The sequence below is a fragment of the Marinicauda sp. Alg238-R41 genome, assembly GCF_947331485.1.
Classification (GTDB): domain Bacteria; phylum Pseudomonadota; class Alphaproteobacteria; order Caulobacterales; family Maricaulaceae; genus Marinicauda; species Marinicauda pacifica.
On the sequence record NZ_CAMZOJ010000001.1, the window covers coordinates 678,745 to 696,802 of the forward strand.

The 18,058-nt window shown below is 64.5% G+C and carries 14 protein-coding genes; 4 read left to right on the forward strand and 10 right to left on the reverse strand.

The genetic code is table 11. From position 1 onward, the window contains the following. Window positions 1-38: 38 nt before the first annotated feature. Together PGP17_RS03175 and PGP17_RS03180 are read right to left on the reverse strand one after the other, a co-directional pair. Window positions 39-749 carry a TetR/AcrR family transcriptional regulator gene (locus PGP17_RS03175; protein WP_270374224.1) on the reverse strand — a complete coding sequence of 237 codons (711 nt, stop codon included), beginning with the start codon at window positions 747-749 and terminating at the stop codon, window positions 39-41. Between the two features lie 274 nt (window positions 750-1,023). Beyond that, a complete protein-coding gene (locus PGP17_RS03180) occupies window positions 1,024-2,523 on the reverse strand; it encodes a CoA-acylating methylmalonate-semialdehyde dehydrogenase (protein ID WP_270374225.1) in 1,500 nt (499 codons plus the stop codon). Between the two features lie 613 nt (window positions 2,524-3,136). Here PGP17_RS03180 and PGP17_RS03185 point away from each other — a divergent pair. Beyond that, window positions 3,137-6,616 (forward strand): autotransporter domain-containing protein, encoded by a 3,480-nt coding sequence (locus PGP17_RS03185; RefSeq protein ID WP_270374226.1) that lies wholly within the window; start codon window positions 3,137-3,139, stop codon window positions 6,614-6,616. A gap of 125 nt (window positions 6,617-6,741) precedes the next feature. Here PGP17_RS03185 and PGP17_RS03190 read toward each other — a convergent pair whose 3' ends face one another. Further along, window positions 6,742-7,128, reverse strand: coding sequence for a hypothetical protein (locus PGP17_RS03190; protein WP_270374227.1), 387 nt, complete (start codon window positions 7,126-7,128; stop codon window positions 6,742-6,744). 92 nt (window positions 7,129-7,220) lie between these two features. Here PGP17_RS03190 and PGP17_RS03195 point away from each other — a divergent pair, with 92 nt between their 5' ends. After that, window positions 7,221-8,126: a 1-acyl-sn-glycerol-3-phosphate acyltransferase gene (locus PGP17_RS03195; RefSeq protein WP_135945482.1), complete on the forward strand. Its 906-nt coding sequence runs from the start codon at window positions 7,221-7,223 to the stop codon at window positions 8,124-8,126. 47 nt (window positions 8,127-8,173) lie between these two features. Here PGP17_RS03195 and PGP17_RS03200 read toward each other — a convergent pair whose 3' ends face one another. From PGP17_RS03200 to sdhC, 5 genes are all read right to left on the reverse strand, one after another. Continuing rightward, window positions 8,174-8,782, reverse strand: a complete 609-nt coding sequence (locus tag PGP17_RS03200; protein WP_270374228.1) for a helix-turn-helix domain-containing protein — start codon at window positions 8,780-8,782, stop codon at window positions 8,174-8,176. Window positions 8,783-9,011: 229 nt separating this feature from the next. Beyond that, complete coding sequence (locus tag PGP17_RS03205; RefSeq protein ID WP_135945480.1) at window positions 9,012-9,791, reverse strand: succinate dehydrogenase iron-sulfur subunit; 780 nt, start codon at window positions 9,789-9,791, stop codon at window positions 9,012-9,014. Window positions 9,792-9,818: 27 nt separating this feature from the next. Beyond that, the gene (gene sdhA, locus PGP17_RS03210; RefSeq protein ID WP_135945479.1) at window positions 9,819-11,609 is read right to left on the reverse strand and encodes a succinate dehydrogenase flavoprotein subunit; all 1,791 of its coding nucleotides are present in this window, start codon (window positions 11,607-11,609) and stop codon (window positions 9,819-9,821) included. Between the two features lie 14 nt (window positions 11,610-11,623). Next, a complete protein-coding gene (gene sdhD / locus PGP17_RS03215) occupies window positions 11,624-11,998 on the reverse strand; it encodes a succinate dehydrogenase, hydrophobic membrane anchor protein (RefSeq protein WP_135945478.1) in 375 nt (124 codons plus the stop codon). After that, window positions 11,995-12,417: a succinate dehydrogenase, cytochrome b556 subunit gene (gene sdhC / locus PGP17_RS03220; protein WP_270374229.1), complete on the reverse strand. Its 423-nt coding sequence runs from the start codon at window positions 12,415-12,417 to the stop codon at window positions 11,995-11,997. The genes sdhD and sdhC overlap by 4 nt, the downstream gene beginning before the upstream one ends. Before the next feature lie 229 nt (window positions 12,418-12,646). Between sdhC and PGP17_RS03225 the strand changes: the two genes are divergently transcribed. Then, window positions 12,647-13,516 carry an SDR family oxidoreductase gene (locus PGP17_RS03225; RefSeq protein ID WP_270374230.1) on the forward strand — a complete coding sequence of 290 codons (870 nt, stop codon included), beginning with the start codon at window positions 12,647-12,649 and terminating at the stop codon, window positions 13,514-13,516. Between the two features lie 65 nt (window positions 13,517-13,581). On the opposite strand, the gene PGP17_RS03230 is transcribed toward PGP17_RS03225, so the two are convergent. Continuing rightward, complete coding sequence (locus PGP17_RS03230; RefSeq protein WP_135945475.1) at window positions 13,582-14,976, reverse strand: amidohydrolase family protein; 1,395 nt, start codon at window positions 14,974-14,976, stop codon at window positions 13,582-13,584. 166 nt (window positions 14,977-15,142) lie between these two features. Here PGP17_RS03230 and PGP17_RS03235 point away from each other — a divergent pair, with 166 nt between their 5' ends. Continuing rightward, a complete protein-coding gene (locus tag PGP17_RS03235; protein WP_270374231.1) occupies window positions 15,143-16,918 on the forward strand; it encodes a DUF885 domain-containing protein in 1,776 nt (591 codons plus the stop codon). Window positions 16,919-17,040: 122 nt separating this feature from the next. On the opposite strand, the gene bioB is transcribed toward PGP17_RS03235, so the two are convergent. After that, window positions 17,041-18,054 carry a biotin synthase BioB gene (bioB, locus tag PGP17_RS03240; RefSeq protein WP_270374232.1) on the reverse strand — a complete coding sequence of 338 codons (1,014 nt, stop codon included), beginning with the start codon at window positions 18,052-18,054 and terminating at the stop codon, window positions 17,041-17,043. Window positions 18,055-18,058: the final 4 nt, after the last annotated feature.

Below are 18,058 nucleotides of genomic sequence, written 5' to 3' on the forward strand. Positions count from 1 at the left end.
AATCTACCCTGGCGCGTCGGGCGCGGTTTGCAATTGCGTCACGCGGTGCGCGCGAGGCGCTCACGCTTGGCATGGAGGGCCTCGCGGGTGACCGGTTCCTGCGCGTCCCAGCTCTCGTGAATGGCGCAAATCTCCGGCCGCGCCCCGGTGCACCAGACGCGCGCCAGCTGATCCATGGCCTTGGTTCGGTCCTGCGCGGTCTGGATCCGATAGACTAAGTCGCGCATGGCCACGCACACAAGCTTTCCGTAGAGCACCATGGCCAGATCGAACTCGGCGGCGCACAGCGGCCGGCTGGACAAGGGCTCCAGCCCGCAATCCAGGCGCAGGGCGGCGATGATGGGCTCGAGGAGCTCCGATCTCAGCTGGACCGGGCCGAAGAAGAAGGGCGCGCGGATACCGGCAAGTCCGGCGAACAGGGACAGACGCAGCCGCTCCTCGTCATAGCCGTTCAGAATCGCGGCCGAGACTTCGGTCAACCGATCCTCGAGCGAGCGGCTCGTATCCTCGAGGGTCTCGCGCGCCGGGAGGGTCACCACATCCGGCTCCTGCGCCAGAATAGCCTCGATGAGCGCGTCCTTGCTCTCGAAATACTTATAGAGAAGAGCTTGCGTGACGCCGAGTTCCGCGGCGATGTCGCGCGTACTCGCCGACAGGCCCTGCTGGGCGAAGATGCGGCGTGCGCCTTCAATAATGAGCGCGCGGCGCTGGCCGCGCTTGACCCGTTTTCGAGGTTTGTCGTCGTTCAAGGGAATAAAGACCTGCTCAAAACCGCTGCGCTTGAGGGTGCGCATGCGACACACTAACAATAAAAGCAAGGCCGCCGGGCGCGTGGCCGATCTACCCGCAATGGTGCGGCGCCCGCACGTTTGCCGACTGGTTATAAAACTTTCTCACCTTTCGATGGGAAACGCAAAGCCCGGCGGGAGAATCTGCAAATCAATTGCAGATGAGCTAGCAAAAAAGCGCCGGGGCCATGGGCACCCGGCGCTTTGTCTCGTCTATGTCTGCAGGCGGGAAGCCCTACTGCATGGTCGGAATGATGAAGGCCTGGTCGGAGACTTCACCGCTCGGCCAGCGCTGGGTCACGGTCTTCACCTTGGTGAAGAATTTCACGCCTTCCGGTCCGTGCTGGTTGGTGTCCCCGAACGCCGAGCGCTTCCATCCGCCGAAGGTGTGATAGGCCACCGGTACCGGGATCGGCACGTTGATGCCGACCATGCCGACATTGACCTTGGAAGCGAATTCGCGCGCCGCCAGGCCATTGCGGGTGAAGATTGCGACGCCATTGCCGTACTGGTGGTCGCTCGCGAGTTGCGCCGCTTCCTCGAGATCCTTCGAGCGCACGATCTGAAGGACCGGGCCAAAGATTTCTTCCTGATAGGTCTTCATCGTCGGGGTCACATGATCGAACAGGGACGGGCCGATGAAGAAGCCGTTCTCGTGTCCTTGCAGCTCGAAGCCGCGACCGTCGATCAGAAGCTCGGCGCCTTCGTCAACGCCCATCTGGATGTAGTTCTCCACCTTCGTTCGATGAGCCGCGCTGACGACAGGCCCGTAGGCGGCGTCCGGGTCGGTGGAGGTTCCCGGCTTCAGCTTCTCGATCTCGGGGATCAGCTTCTGCAGCAGGCGGTCGGCCGTGTCGTCACCGACCGGGACCGCCACGGGCAGTGCCATGCAGCGCTCCCCGGCCGAGCCGTAGGCGGATCCGACGAGATCCTGGACGACCTGGTCGAGGTCGGCGTCCGGCATGATGATGCCGTGGTTCTTGGCGCCGCCCATCGCCTGCACGCGCTTCCCGTTGGCGGTGCCGGTCGAGTAGACGTGATGGGCGATGTCGGAAGACCCCACGAAGCTGACGGCCTTGATGTCGGGGTGGGTCAGGATCGCGTCCACCGCGACCTTGTCGCCATGCACCACGTTCAGTATCCCGTCGGGCAGGCCGGCTTCCTGCATCAATTCGGCCAGGCGCATCGGCACGCTCGGGTCTTTCTCCGAGGGCTTCAGGATGAAGGCGTTGCCGCACGCGATCGCCACGCCGAACATCCACATCGGAATCATGGCCGGAAAGTTGAATGGCGTGATGCCGGCCACCACGCCCAGCGGCTGGCGCATGGAATAGACATCGATGCCCGGACCGGCGCCTTCGGTGAATTCACCCTTGAGCACGTGCGGAATGCCGCAGGCAAACTCGATCACTTCCAGACCGCGCTGGACGTCGCCGCGCGCATCGGCGACGACCTTGCCATGCTCGCTGGCCAGAAGGCGTGCCAGCTCGTCCATGTTGTCCTCAAGCAGTTGCTTGAACTTGAACATGACGCGCGCGCGGCGCTGCGGATTGACCGCAGCCCAGGCCGGTTGCGCGGCTTCTGCCGCCTCGACCGCCTTGGCCAGCTCGGCTTCGGTAGCCAGCTGGACGCGCGCCTGAACTTCGCCGGAATTGGGATCGAAAATATCGCCCCAGCGTCCCGAATTGCCCTTGTAGGTCTTGCCATTGATGAAGTGATGGATTTCGCGGGTCATGGGGATCTCCTGGACAGGAATGCAGGGCCCGGGCGACGTGCCCGGCAGAATATGGCGCGAGGGATAACCCCGGCCAGGCGGCTTGTCGAGGTGAGGGCTTGCGGCCGCAGGCCGGCCTGCGGCGTCGTCTCCTGCCTCTATTCCAGAACTGACATGAGGATTGGCCGAAGCGGCTGCACCCAAAAGTTGCGACGAAATCAGGGCGTTCGCTGCGCTGGATGCGACACACCCGGCGGGTCTGCGGGCGCCCGGGAAACGGCGTTTGCGACCAGGCCGCGGGCGCACCTATCGCGGAGCCGATCCCTCGGTGAATCGCGCTCGGCTGAACCCGCTTCCGCTTGGCCAAGGTCGCCGGAATATTCAATTATAACGGGGCCTCTCGTCCCTTTGTCGGCCCAGGCTCAGAGCACGAAGACGCCTGCGCGCTGATAGCGACATGAGGCAAATCGGCAACATTTATTCACGTTCGAGGCGAATACGCGTTTCCACAGTCTGTCTAATTGCGAACTTGCCGATTTTCGGGATAGGTTACCTTTCTGTAAGGCGAGATCGCCGAGGGGATAATCGCGTCGAGCGAGAAATCAGTCAGATCAATGACTGCCAGGGGAACATCATGAGCAAGACCTTTCGATTGAAGTCGTCGCTGTTCGCGGCCGCGTCTGCGGCTGCCGTCGCTGCGGCTATGACCGGCAGCGCGAACGCACTTCCGGTCCGTGACGACGTTACCATTGACGGTGCGGTTGACACCGAGAATGTCTGGGGCGGCGTCGGCATGATGTGGAACCGCACGCCCGGCGGCACGTTCGTGTGTACCGGCCAGCTGATCAATCCGCGCACCGTCGTGTGGGCGGCCCACTGCGTGGACGGTATCGACCAGAGCCAGTTCGGCGGTAACCAGGCCGGCGGCGTGCCGATCGGCTTCGGCTTCCAGACCGACACCCTGCCCGGCTATTTCGACTGGCGCGATCGCGGCCTCGCTTCGGGCAACTGGTCGAGCAATACCGATCTCTCCTTCTTCAACGTGCTGCAGGTCCAGGCGCCATTCGACCTCGATGGCGAGTTCGAATTCCCGGGTGGCGACGTATCGCTGGCCACGCTGGACACTCCGGCAATCGGCCTTCCGACCTACGGCATGCTCTTCTCCCCGATCACGGAGTCGACTGCGGTCAGCATGGTCGGCTATGGCGGGTCAGGCATCGGTTCGGGCACCAACCAGGGCATTGACGGCAAGCGCCGCGCGGGCACGAACATGCTGGACGGCCTGTTCAGCCAGACCGATTTTCTCGGCGCCGCCTTCGGCGTTGCCGGCTTCCGCGGCGGGTTCGGCCCGGTCGGCGATCAGCTGCTCTACAATCTCGATTTCGACCGTCCGGATCGTGACGGCACCTGTGCGCGCGGCGGCGCTGTCGGCGCCGAAGCGATCGTCGGACCGAACGGTATCATCTGCGACACGACCGGCGACCTTGGCGACGGCTACACGCTCGATGGCACCTCGGTGATCCTGCCGAGCAACTCGATCGATTGGTATCCGGGCGAAGCTACCGAGCGCGAAGCCGGTACGCTGGGCGGCGATTCCGGCGGCGGCCTGTTTGTCGAGATTGGCGGGCGTCAGCTCGTGACCGGCGTGCTTTCGGGTGGCTGGGTCGCGGGCTTGGCCTCGCCGTCGAGCTCGATCTACGGCGATGTCTCCTATTACAATCCGCTCTTCCTGTTCCAGAACTGGATTGCCGAGCAGAACCCGTATGTCTACGTGACCGCGGCGGCCGGCGATGGCAACTGGTCGGACGGGTCTCACTGGACGCGGGCCCTCGATCCCAACTACCTCATCGTCAACGAAGACGGCGAGCTGGTGAACGGCATGCTCGAAAGCGCGCCGGAGACGCCGACCGACGCGCTCACTGCGGAAGGCCCGTATTTCGGGACGATTTTCGACACGACCGTCGATGGCTATCGCAATGACGAGCTGTTTGACGCTGCGGGCGACGCGTCCGCTTCGGCCCCGGCCGGCGGACGGTCCGTCTCGGGTTCGATCATGAATTTCGGCCCGGCTCAGGTCTCGTTCGACGATAACGGCAACGTTGTCGCGGCGCAGGCCGATGCTCCGGCGGCCGGCGATCTCTCCGTGTCTCGTGAAGCGATGGATACGGCCGCGGCCGCGCCCGCTTCGCCGCAAGCCTCCGCGCCGTCCTCGGGCTTTGCCATCGGCAGTTCCAACTTCGTGCCGAACAATGATTATGGCCTGTTCGGCGACTTTGATGGTGCCCTGAGCGGTGGTATCGCGCGCTTCTACGACGTGACTCTCGCCGCGTCGGGTACGACGACGGTCGACATGAATGTCGAGATCGACCGTTTGAATATCGCCGGGGCGGGTGCCGACTTCCACCTGCAGAGCGGTTACTTCTTCTCCACGCTGATCGCGACCGATCACAGCGCGGGCCGTGCCCGGATCGACGGCGTGCTGATGGCCCGCGAATACATGAATACGGGCGGTGTGACCTACGGCAGCGGCCTGATCTCTACCCAGACCTACTGGAACGTGGCCGGGATGGTCACCGGCGGCGACCTGAACGCGATCGGCACGCTGGGTATCAGCGGCGACTATGTTCAGACCGCAGCCGGCATGGTCCTGTTCGATTGGGATGGCGAGCTTAGCGACACGCTCCTGATCAATGGTGATGCGTCGCTGGGCGGGCTCGCCGGCATCAACCCGCTGGCCGGGTATATCCCGACCTTTGGTGACCGCCAGACGGTGATCACCCATAGCGGTGAGCGTGTGGGCGAGTTCGACGGTACGGTCGAACTGCCGGGCGTTCTCTATCTCGCCCCGATCTACGGGGCCGGGTCGATCGACCTGGAAGTCCGCGCGCAGAGCTTCTCGGCCGCGGCCGACCTGGACGGCCTTTCCGCCGGCGTCGGTGCCGCGCTCGATGCCTCGCGGGGCAGCAGCTACAATGCGCTTTCCGGCGTGTACCAGCCCCTCGACCTTCTGAGCGGCGAGACGCTGTCGACGGCACTCACCTCGCTGGCTCCGTCCGCATCGATCGTCTCGGCGCGCAGTGCAACGGCGCACGTCGACGCATTCCAGGGTGTGATCTCGTCGCGGTTCGCCGCCGAGAACGATACCCCGGGCTCGTCCATGGGCAGCAATGCGATGATGAACTTCAATGCGATGGGCCGCACCGGCGCCTCGCTTGATGCCGCGACGCTGGCCCTGCAGAACGCCCAGACGGGTGCTGCCGGCCCGCAATTCACCCAGCAGGGACGCACCAGCGTCTATGTCGGTGGCGGTACGATGAATGGCGACCTGCAGGCGAGCGTCGACAGCGAAGGTGGCTATGAAGGCGGCTTCGCGCTCGCCGGTGTCGACTACGCCGTGACGCCGCAATGGCGTGTCGGCGGTGCGGTCGGCATGGCCGACACCGAGGCCAGCCAGCAGTTCAGCGCTGCCCGGGCGACCACGGCGACGGAAACCACACAAGGCACGCTCTACGCGGCCTACGACTATCGCGTGTTCAGCTTTGCGGGCTATGCCGGATACGCCAATTCGGACATCGACCTGAACCGGTCGGCCCTGGTGGGCGGCGGTGCATCCGCCTCCTTCTCGGCCGAGACGATGACGGCCGGGCTGGAAGCGGCGGCGGATATCACCGGCCCGCATTCAGTCTTGCTGCGTCCGGCTGCTTCGCTGCGCTACGCCTCGACCGACGTGGATGGCTACACCGAGACCGGTGGGCCGGCTGCGCTGACCGTGGGCGGCTACACCCAGGACAGCCTGGTGGGCCGCGTGGGCTTCAATCTTTCCGACGAGTTCGAGATCAAGGGCGCGATCTTCGAGCCTGCGATCTATGTCGGTCTGGCCCATGAGTTCAACGACGACGCCGAAGCCCTGACGGCCGGCTTCAACACCACGCCGGGCTCGGTCTTTGCCGTCAACAGCGGCATCGAACGCCAGGGCGGCTGGGGCGAAATCGCGGGCAGCCTGTTCATCCACCTCTCCTCCAACTTCTCGGTCGGGGCGCTCTACGAGAAGACGTCCGGGCGCGATTATCTGGAGAGCGAAGTGATCGCCGGGTCCATCCGGGTCAGCTTCTAAGCTCCAGGCTTAATGTCTGAAACAAAGGCGCCGCCTGCGGGATGCAGGCGGCGCTTTTCTTTTGTGGCCGGAAAGGCTCGAAGCTAAGCGGGCTATGCGTGCGCCCGTACGCCCAGCGCGAGGCTTTAGCCGGGATGCAGGGCGATGCGCTCCCCGTCCGGCGTGACGCCTGCCCAGCTGCCGCCTTCCCCGCTCTCGCCGCTCCAGAGCGCCGCTCCGCCAAAGCCGGACAGCGTCAATCGCGTGCCTTCGTCCGACAGCGTCCACAAGCCGGTCTCGCTGAGCGGGAGCGCGCAGCCCGGCTGTGCCGCAGCAAGCCCGGACACCGTGTCCGGGCTGAGCCGGCTATCCTCCGGCCGCCGGGCCGGAGCCATCAGCACGAGGCGGCATTGCTCGGTTCCGCTCGACGCGACATAGCGCCCTTCGATCGCCGAGCCGGGCAGTTGAGCCGAGAGCGAGACCAGGACGGAGGCGGTGGTGGAAACAAGCAGGTCGAGACTGAGATTTATCATGGCCGCGACAGTCACAGCCCGGGTCCGCCCTGGCAAGCACCGATCTTACCCCGCCTCTTGCACCGGCCGCAGTTTCGCGCACGATACAGGACATGACAGTCGAATCCGGCGAGCCCTCCGCCGCTCCTCAAGCGGCCCCTCATATTGTCGACCAGCTTATCGAGGAACGCGCGGTCCGCCTGCGCAGGAGCCCTCTCTGGCCAATTGTGCGCTCCGCCTTCTATCCCGTTCTGGGCTATCGCCGCGCTGTCGAGGTAGCCGACGCGATTGCCGGTTTGAGCGGACCAGATGCCATGAACTGGGCGCAGGATTTCCTGTCGATGCGGGTCGACCTGGACGGTCTGTCCCACGTGCCCGAGCACGGGGCGTGCGTGATCCTGGCCAACCACCCGGGCGGCATCGCCGATGGCATCGCGCTCTGGCAGGGCCTGCGCGCGCGCCGGCCGGACATGGCCTTTTTTGCCAATCTGGATGCGATCCGCGTCTGTCCGGGCCTGAGTGATCTGATCATTCCCGTCGAGTGGCGGGCGGGAGCCCGGTCGAGGGAGAAGACACGCGAGACGCTGCGCCAGGCCGTTACGGCCTTTCGCCAGGACCGCTGTATCGTGGTCTTCCCGGCCGGGCAGATGTCGCAATGGGACTGGCGGGCCCGCCGGCTCAAGGAGGCCGAATGGATGCCTACCGCGGTCGGCCTTGCAAAGAAATTCAATGCGCCGATCCTACCGCTCGGCGTCGATCAGCGCATGAGCTGGATGTTCTACGGGCTGGGCCAGGTCAATGAGGAGCTCAAACACATGACCGTGTTTCACGAGCTCCTGGCGAAGAAGCGCGCTCAATACAGGCTCGCCTTCGGACCGCCGCTCGATCCCAATGCGGATCTGCCGCGCGAGGAAGACGCGGCCACCGCGGCCATGCGTGCCCGCTCCGAACATCTGGCCGGTTGGGTGCCGCGGTCACCGGCCCGGGAGGGGGCCGAGACCCGTCCGGGCGACGAGTAACACCGCGCCGCGTCCGGCCTTATCGCCTTCAGGGTGCGCGAGCCGCGTCAGGCGATGACCACGTCCGCACCGGCATTCGACTGCAGCCAGCGTTTATAGTCGGTGCGGCTGACCTTGGTATGGGTGCTGTGGATATACCAGCGGCCCATATCGTCCCTGACGGGAAGATTGATCGCCTCGAAGCAAGCCTCCGCGTCCAGATCGCCCGCCGACCAGAGAATTCTGGCCCGGGCGATCGTGCCGTCGAACGCTCCGTCCGCATCGAGCTCCTCCACGAGCTTGTGTGAATCCGGAGCCAGCAGCGTCGTGACTGAAGTGCCTTCGGCGACGTGCTCGAATGCCGGGCTGGCCGCGCGAAGGGCGTCCGAGATCTCGACCACACGGATGTCGCCCTCATCCTTGCGAATGAGGCTCATCAGCGCCGTTGAATGCCGCACCGTGGCCCGCCAGTCGTCGAACAGGGGACGATTCTTGCGTTGGCGCAGAAGCGTCTTGATCCGGTCGGTCAGTTCATCGGAGGGGATCACGGCTCCGGCCTCGAGCCGGGAGACATAAGCCTGGCTGATATCGAGCAACCGGGCCAGGGCTTCCTGCTTGATCTGGGAGCGCATTCTGAATGCGCGCAGACGAAGTCCCCACTTTTCGCTGCTGGTCATGTATGTCCTTCGCGTAGCTAACGCGATTGAACTAGCGCGATAGGTTGGCAAAGTAAGAATTTTCGTATTCAGAATGCGGTTTAAGGCTGAAAACTGCGGAAAAACAATCTGCGTTTGTGGCGCCGACTTGCGCTGAGCGAATGCGGTCAGTGATGCAAGTGCATGAAAGAGCCCCCGCCGGACTCCGGCGGGGGCTCCAAATGCTTCCCAGGCTTCACGTCCTTGTGGTTCAGGCCTGGCGTTCGACCATCAATTCCTTGATCTTGCCGATCGCCTTGGCCGGGTTCAGGCCCTTCGGGCAGACCTGAGCGCAATTCATGATGGTGTGGCAGCGATACAGCTTGAACGGGTCTTCCAGATCGTCCAGGCGCTCTCCGGTGGCTTCATCGCGGCTATCCGCGATCCAGCGATAGGCCTGCAGAAGAGCGGCGGGCCCCAGATACTTGTCCGAATTCCACCAGTAGGACGGACAGGAGGTCGAGCAGCAGGCGCACAGGATGCACTCGTAAAGACCGTCCAGCTGCTCGCGGTCTTCCTGCGACTGGCGCCATTCGCGCTCGGGACGCGGGGTTTCGGTCTGCAGGTAGGGCTTGATGCTGGCAAGCTGGGCGTAGAACTGCGTCAGGTCCGGGATGAGGTCCTTCACCACCGGCTGGTGGGGCAGGGGCGCGATCGTGATCTTGCCCTTGTACTCGTCGATGCCGGATGTGCACGCAATCGTGTTGCGCCCGCCGATATTCATCGAGCAGGAGCCGCAAATTCCTTCGCGGCAGGAACGGCGGAATGCCAGCGTCGCGTCAATCTTGTTCTTGATGTAGAACAGCGCGTCCAGGATCATCGGCCCGCAATCGTCCAGATCGACGTAATACGTGTCCCAGCGCGGCGGGCCGCCCGCATCGGGATCGTAGCGGTAGACCTTGAACTCGCGCAGCTTGCCGGAGGTTTCCGGCTTCGGCCAGGTCTTGCCCGACTTGATCTGCGAGTTCTTGGGAAGGGTCAGTGCAACCATCGTGTCGTTCTTTCTTTTCCGCGCCGTCTAGTACACGCGCTTCTTCGGCTCGATGTAGTCGATCTCGTTCGACAGCGTGTAGGTGTGAACCGGCCGGTCATCCAGCTTGACCGTACCGTTCTCTCCGTCGAACCAGGCGAGCGTGTGCTTCATCCAGGTCTGGTCGTCGCGATCGGGATAGTCCTCGCGCGCATGTGCGCCCCGGCTCTCGGTGCGGTTGGCGGCCGAGTTCACGGTCACGGCGGCTTGCGCGATCAGATTGTCGAACTCCAGCGTCTCGACCAGATCGGTATTCCAGATCATGGACCGGTCGCTGACCTTCACGTCGGCCAGCGTCTTGTAGACGCCGGCGATCTTGTTCACGCCCTCGTCGAGCACGTCCTGGGTCCGGAACACCGCGCAGTTTTCCTGCATGGCGCGCTGCATGTTGTTGCGCAGCTCGGCGGTCGGCGTGCCTCCGTCGGCATGACGGAACTTGTCCAGACGGTCGAGCGAGATCTGGCCGGCCTTTGTCGGAAGATTGGGCTGGCTTGCGCCCGCCTCGATCGTTTCGGCGCAGCGCAGGCCCGCGGCCCGGCCGAAGACGACAAGGTCGATCAGCGAGTTGGAGCCGAGACGATTGGCCCCGTGAACCGAGGCGCAGGCCGCCTCGCCGACAGCCATAAGGCCCGGCACGACCTGATCGGGATCGCCCTTGGCCTTGGTCATCACCTCGCCGTGATAATTGGTCGGGATGCCGCCCATATTGTAGTGCACGGTGGGCAGGACCGGGATCGGTTCCTTCGTCACATCGACACCGGCGAAGATCTTCGCGCTTTCCGAAATGCCCGGCAGGCGCTGGTGCAGGATATCGGGATCCAGGTGCTCGAGATGCAGGTGGATGTGGTCGGAATTCTTGCCGACGCCGCGCCCTTCGCGGATCTCCACCGTCATCGCCCGGCTCACCACGTCGCGTGAGGCCAGATCCTTGGCGCTGGGCGCATAGCGCTCCATGAAGCGGTCGCCTTGCGAGTTGGTCAGATAGCCGCCTTCGCCCCGCGCGCCCTCGGTGATGAGGCAGCCCGCGCCATAGATGCCGGTCGGGTGGAACTGGACGAATTCCATGTCCTGGAGCGGCAGGCCGGCGCGCAGGACCATCGCATTGCCGTCACCGGTGCAGGTGTGGGCGGAGGTGGCCGAGAAATAGGCCCGGCCATAGCCGCCGGTCGCCAGGATGGTCTTCTGCGCGCGGAAGCGGTGCAGCGTGCCGTCATCCAGCTTCCACGCGGTAACACCGCGGCAATGACCCTCATCGTCCATGATGAGGTCCATCACGAAATACTCGATGAAGAACTCGGCCGATTGCTTCAAGGATTCCCCGTACAGGGTGTGCAGCATGGCGTGGCCGGTCCGGTCCGCCGCCGCGCAGGTGCGCTGAACCGGGCCTTCGCCGAAATTCTTGGTCATGCCGCCGAAAGCGCGCTGATAGATCTTGCCGTCCTCGGTGCGCGAGAAGGGCACGCCCCAGTGTTCCAGCTCGTAGACCGCACGCGGCGCATTCTTGGTCAGGTATTCGATCGCGTCCTGATCGCCCAGCCAGTCCGACCCCTTCACCGTGTCGTACATGTGCCAGCGCCAGTTATCCTCGCCCATATTGCCGAGCGAGGCGGCGATGCCGCCCTGTGCGGCGACAGTGTGAGAGCGCGTGGGGAAAACCTTGCTCAGGCAGGCCGTGCGAAGGCCCGCTTCGGCCGCGCCCAGCGTGGCGCGCAGGCCCGCGCCGCCGGCGCCGACAACAACGACGTCATACGTGTGATCGGTCCATTCGTAAGTGGCCATCGGCGTCGTAACTCCTATGCGGCGATCCGCAGAATTGAATACAGGGCGGCGATCCAGAGTGCGGCGCACAGCAGCGTGTTAAGCGCGAGCAGCGTCAGCTTGGAGGCCGGCTTATGGATGTAGTCCTCGATCACGACCTGGAGACCCAGGCGCATGTGATAGATTGCCGCAGTCAGGGTCGCGAGCGTCAGGATCGCGCCAAGCGGGCTGGAAAACAGCGCATAAATCGCGTCCAGACTGCCCGAGTTCAGCGCGACGGCGACCAGGAAGACCGGCAGAAGCAGGAAGAGTGCGATGGCCGACAGGCGTTGCCCGATGAAATGGCCGACGCCGGACTTGGCCGCGCCCAGACCGCGGACCTTGGAAATCGGTGTGCGGTAATCGGTCATTGTGCCACTCCCAGGGCGAGAACCCAGATCACGATGGCCGGGATGGGTGTGGCGATCATGACAAGCCAGGACACCCGATTGGCGACTTTCGGGTCGAAGCCGACTCCGGCGTCCCACACCAGGTGACGCAGCCCGTTCAGCCAGTGATAGCTGTAGGAGAGCGTCAGCAGGAACATGACGATGCGCGTCACCCATCCCAGCGCGCCCTCGAACAGGAAGGCGATCGAGGCATAGCTCTCCGGTCCGCCCGACAGCACGATCAGGAACAAGGTGAGCGCGATCGCGCCGATATAGTTTCCGACCCCGCTGGCTCGGTGGAAGATCGAGGTCGCCATGGTGGCGTGCCAGCGCCAGATCTGAAGGTGCGGGGAGAGCGGCCTTTGGCCCTCCAGCGATGTATCGGAAGCTCTCGTGGACATGGGCAGTCGCCTTGCAATCTACACAGGCAGAAGCGCGCCTGGTCCGCGTTCCGCCGAAATACCGGAGCAGACAATAATCCGGACGAGTCGCAGGTCAACGCAAGCTCTAAGCCCTTGCGCAGCCTAGATTTGAGAATGCTTCGCGTTTGCTAGACGCTGGAGCGACCTGGTGTTTGACGGAGGTCGCGGGCCACGCCACGCTCGCGAAAAAATCGGGGAGGAGCTTAACATGACAGAGTCTCGCAGCGTGGTGATTACCGGCGCATCCACCGGCATCGGCTACGCGACGGCCGCCGACCTTGCCGGCCGCGGCTGGCAGGTGTTTGCCGGAGTGCGCAAGCAGGAGGACGCCACGCGCCTCGCTGAAGCGCTGGGCGAGCGGGTTGTCCCGCTGATCCTGGATGTCACCGATGCCGGCACGCTTCGCGACGGCGCGCGGGAGGTGGCGCAGCACCTGGAGGGGCGCCCTCTGTCCGGCCTGGTCAACAATGCCGGGATTGCGGTCGCCGGGCCGATCCTGCATCTGGCCGAGGAGGAGATGACCCGCCAGCTCGACGTCAATGTGACCGGACCGTTGCGCACCGTGCAGGCTTTCGCCCCGCTTCTGGGCGCCAAGCGCGATCACGACGGGCCGACCGGGCGGATCGTCAATATCTCATCGGTCGCGGGGTTCAGTGCCGCCCCGCTGATGGCGCCTTATTCCTGCTCCAAGCACGCGCTGGAGGCGTTTACCGAGAGTCTGCGGCGCGAGATGCTGATGTATGGCATCGAGGTGGTGGCCATAAATCCCGGGCCTATCGCCACGCCGATCTGGGACAAGGCCGAGCAGCTCGATCGCGAGCGCTATGCTGGCACCGACTATGTCGAGGCCATCGACCGGATTCTCAAATACATGCTCAAGCGGGGCCGGGACGGGCTTCCGCCCGAGCGGGTCGCCCGCGCGATCCACAAGGCGCTGACCGATGCAAAGCCGAAGCTGAATACCGTGATCACGCCGGAGCCCTTCACCCAGTGGCTGACCGGCCATTTGCCGCGCCGCAAGGTCGACCGGATGATCGCCAAGGGCCTCGGCCTGACGCCGCAAGTCCTCAAGCGCTAGCCATAAAAAAAGGGGCAGGCCGCACCGGCCTGCCCCTCCTGATAGGCTATCAATCAAGCGACCGCCTAGTCTTCGGCAAGCGGTCCGAGCGCGGCCTCGTTCACCTGGCCGCCTTCGACATACACCGTGCCGCCCTTCATCACGAGATCGACGTCCTGCAGCAGGCTGGGATAGGTCAGAAGGTCACCGTCCACCGCGATGATATCGGCGTACTGGCCTTCCTGAACGCGGCCCCACTGATCCTCCACGCCCATGAAGACGGACGGCCAGTAGCTTCCGGCGCGAATGGCATCCATCACCGGCACGCCGAGTTCGCGGGTCCAGATGTCGAACTCGTTCCAGGTCGACTGGCAGTGGAATTTCGTCGGGATGCCGGAATCGGTGCCGATCATCATGACCACGCCGGCTTCACGCAGCTGCTCGAACTTGCGCTGCAGGGTCGGGCGGCGCAGCGGCGTAAGCTGCATATAGGTCAGCTGGTCGACATTCTGCAGCGAGGCCTCGATGTCCGCGATCGTGTCGTCTTCCAGGCCGCGATGCCAGCACGTGTCGTCGAGCCGTTCCGGGTTGTCGCGCGTGCGCTCGTAATTCCACAGGCCTTCGATCGTGGGGGTCCAGAAGAGCGGACCGCCGCTGACCCGGCCCCGGGCGGTGCGTGCGACGAGCGCGTCCATCACATGGTCGGGATATTCCGGCGCGGTCGTCAGGCCGGTATGCTCGAAATTGTCCACGCCGATCTCGAGACCCAGAATGATTTCCTCGGGACGGTGGGAGTGACCGACGACGCGTAGTCCCCGGCTATGGGCCTCGTCCACGACGGCGCGCGCTTCCTCGCGCGTCATCTGGTCCTGGTCGACCATCTTGATCACGTCGACTCCGGCATCGGCGAGGGTGCGCACGTGGCGGCGCGCCTCGGCCACGCTGTCCACGCCCCAGCGATAATTGTCGGTGCCCGGATAAGGCTCGTGCTGGATGAAGGGACCGGACACGAACAGGCGCGGACCGGGCAGCTCGCCCGAATTGATGCGCTCGCGGATCGAGATGCTCTCCTCCAGCGGCGCGCCCAGATCGCGCGCCGTGGTGACCCCGGCCAGCAGGAGCTGGACCGCGGAAGCCGGCATGATCTCGTCTTCCATCCGGTCGGCATAGGTCGGGTGCCAGTGATCGTAGTCGGCATGGCCGTTCAGCATCAGGTGGGCATGCATCTCCCACATTCCGGGCAGGACGGTCATGGCCTCGGTGGAGATGACGTCGTAGCCGTCCGGCACGGCCAGCGTGTCCACCGTCCCGACTGCGGTAATGCGCTCGCCCTCGACCAGGATGACGCTGTTGTAAATGGGCGGCCCGCCATTTCCGTCGATCAGCGTTCCGCCGACAAGGGCCTGGCGCTCCTGGGCGGCCGCACCGGCCGCGCACAGGGCAGCGGTGCAGACCGCCACCAAAAATGCTTTAAGTTGCATAGATTTAGTCTCCCCGATATATCTTCGTGGAGCATAGACGTCATCGTGTGGTGACGTCAAAAACGGGCAGGTCTGGCCGCCGCGCCCGATTGCGTTAGAGTACCCCTCGAACAGACCCGGACATGGCCGCAGAGCGGTGTCCTGGGCCAGATCGGGGAGACGACACATGACGCACCGCCCATCTTTGTTGGCCGGCGTGCTGAGCGGGACGCTCGGCGCACTCTGTCTCGGCGGCCTGGCGCTGGCCCAGCCGGCCCAGGACTTCGAGCAGCTGGTTGAAGACTACGAAGCCTATAACGACAGCCGCGACATCATCGGCCGGGGCCGCAAGGGCGATCTGGAGGCTGCCGCCATGTGGCCGGACAGGTCCTTCGAGGCCATCACCGCGGACGATGAGCAGATGGAGGCGTTCCACGACCGTCTCGAGGACATCGACGAAACCGCGCTGGAAGGTCAGGACCGCGCCAGCTATGCGGTGCTCGACTATATCCTGTCCAACGCGGTCGCCCTGCCCGACGCCACCAGCGCGATGATGCCCTTCACCAACGATAGCGGCTTCCAGTCGATGGCGAGCTTCATTGCCATGTCGGAACGTCCGCGCACCGTCGAGCAGGCCGAGGCCTGGATTGCCCGTATCGAGGCCTTGCCGGCCCATCTGGCCCAGTACCGGGCCTGGCTCGAACGCGGCATGGAGCTGGGCTGGACACAGCCCAGGGACATCCTGCCCGGCGTAGCCGATCAGCTGGATGCCCAGATCGCAGACGATCCAGCCGAAAGCGTCCTGTTCCAGCCGATCGCAAATCTGCCGGAGACGATTGGCGAGGAAGAGCGCGCGCGCCTGCGAGAGGCGGCTCTTGCCGCCATCGAAGAGGAGGCCATGCCCGCCTATCGCCAGCTGTCCGAATTCTTCCGCGAGGAATACATGCCCGCCGGGCGTGAGGAACTCGGGATCTCGAGCGTGCCGGGAGGACGCGAGTGGTACGAGAAGCTGGTGCGCTACCACACCACGCTCGACCAGACGCCTGAAGAGGTCCACCAGCGCGGCCAGGCCGAAGTCGCCCGCATCCGCGCCGAAATGGAAGAGGTGATTGCGGAGTCCGGGTTTGAGGGCAGCTTCGAGGAATTCCTCGATTTCCTGCGCACCGACGAGCAATTCTATGCCGAGACCGAGGAAGAGCTGCTGATGCACGCCGCCTGGCTGGCCAAGCAGGCGGACGATCAGATGCCGGCCTTCTTCAATCACCTGCCGCGCCTGCCCTATGGCGTGCGCCCGGTGCCGGCCTCCATCGCCCCGTCCTACACCACGGCGCGCTACTGGGGCGGCAGCCTGGAAGAGGGCCGCGCCGGCGGTTACATGGTCAACACCTACCAGCTCGACCAGCGCCCGCTCTACGAGCTGCCCGCGCTGACCCTGCACGAGGCCGTTCCGGGCCACCACCATCAGGTCGCGATCGCGCAGGAGCTGGAGAACGTCCCCGAGTTCCGCCGCGAGAACTACATCACCGCCTTCGGTGAGGGCTGGGGGCTGTATTCCGAGCGCATCGGGCTCGACATGGGGATTTACGACACCCCGTACGAGCATTTCGGCCGCCTGACCTACGAGATGTGGCGCGCCTGCCGCCTGGTCGCGGACACCGGCATCCACTGGTATGGCTGGAGCCGGGATGAGGCCGAGGCCTGCTTCCTGGAAAACTCGGCCCTGTCGGAGCTGAATATCCGCAACGAGGTCAGCCGCTACATCTCCTGGCCCGGCCAGGCCCTGGCCTACAAGACGGGCGAATTGCTGATCCGCGAACTGCGCACCGACGCCGAGGAGGCGCTGGGCGAGAATTTCGATCTGGCCGAATTCCACGATGCCGTGCTGGAAGACGGCGCGCTGCCGCTGGCCTATCTTGAAGACAAGATGCGCACCTGGATCGAGGAACAGGCCCAGGAAGGCTAGCCCCCCCGCCCTTGGAAACCCGGGCCGGCCGCAAGGAGGGCCGGGGTCTCCTCGCAATGAGGCTCATGAAATCCCGGATAGCGCGTAGCGCGTCCGGCATTTCAATGTGTGGCGAGTGGCCTCTACTCCGCCGCGCGCGCCTTGGGCGCGCTCGGTGCGGCCTTGGGCTGAAGCCCCAGATCGCCGAACAGCGCATTGTCGAAGGCGGTGTCCGGGTTCGGGGTGGTCAGCAATTCCTCGCCGACGAAGATCGAGCCGGCCCCGGCCAGGAAGCAGAGCGCCTGCAATTCCTTGCTCATGCCTTCACGCCCGGCCGACAGGCGCACGACGGACCGCGGCATGACGATGCGGGCAGTCGCGATGGCGCGCACGAAGTCGATCCCGTCCAGAGGCTTCGAACCGGAGAGGGGCGTATTGTCGACATCGACGAGATGATTGATCGGCACGCTTTCAGGATGAGGGTCGAGCGCGGCAAGCTCGGCGATGAGCCCGATCCGGTCGCTCTTGTCTTCACCCATGCCCAGAATACCGCCGCAGCACACGCTGATACCGGCCTTTCGCACGTAGGATAGTGTCTCGATCCGGTCGTCCCATGTCCGCGTAGTGATGATCTTCTGATAGTATTCCGGCGAGGTATCCAGATTGTGGTTGTAGTAGTCGAGCCCGGCCTCGGCGAGCCTGTGGGCCTGGCGCTCTTCCAGCATACCCAGCGTCATGCAGGTCTCCAGACCCATTGCCTTCACGCCGGAAATCATGGCGCAGACCTTGTCCTCGTCGCGCGCCTTCAGCGAGCGCCAGGCCGCACCCATGCAGAAGCGCGTGGCGCCCCCCTGCCTTGCCCGTTCGGCCTTTTCAAGCACTGCGTCGACCTCCATCAGCTTGGAGGCCTTCAGCCCGGTGTCGAAATGGGCCGATTGATTGCAATAGCCGCAATCCTCCGCGCAGCCGCCGGTCTTGATCGACAGAAGCTGGGATTTCTGCACCTCGTTGGCGCCGTGTCCCGCCTTGCGGTGAACGCTTTGTGCCGCGAATACCAGATCGCTGAAGGGAGCGTCGTGAACCGCTGAAACCTGGTCGCGGCTCCAGTCGAAGCGGGGCTCACAAAGCGTTTCGATATCGTCTAGAAGGGCGGTCATCTAA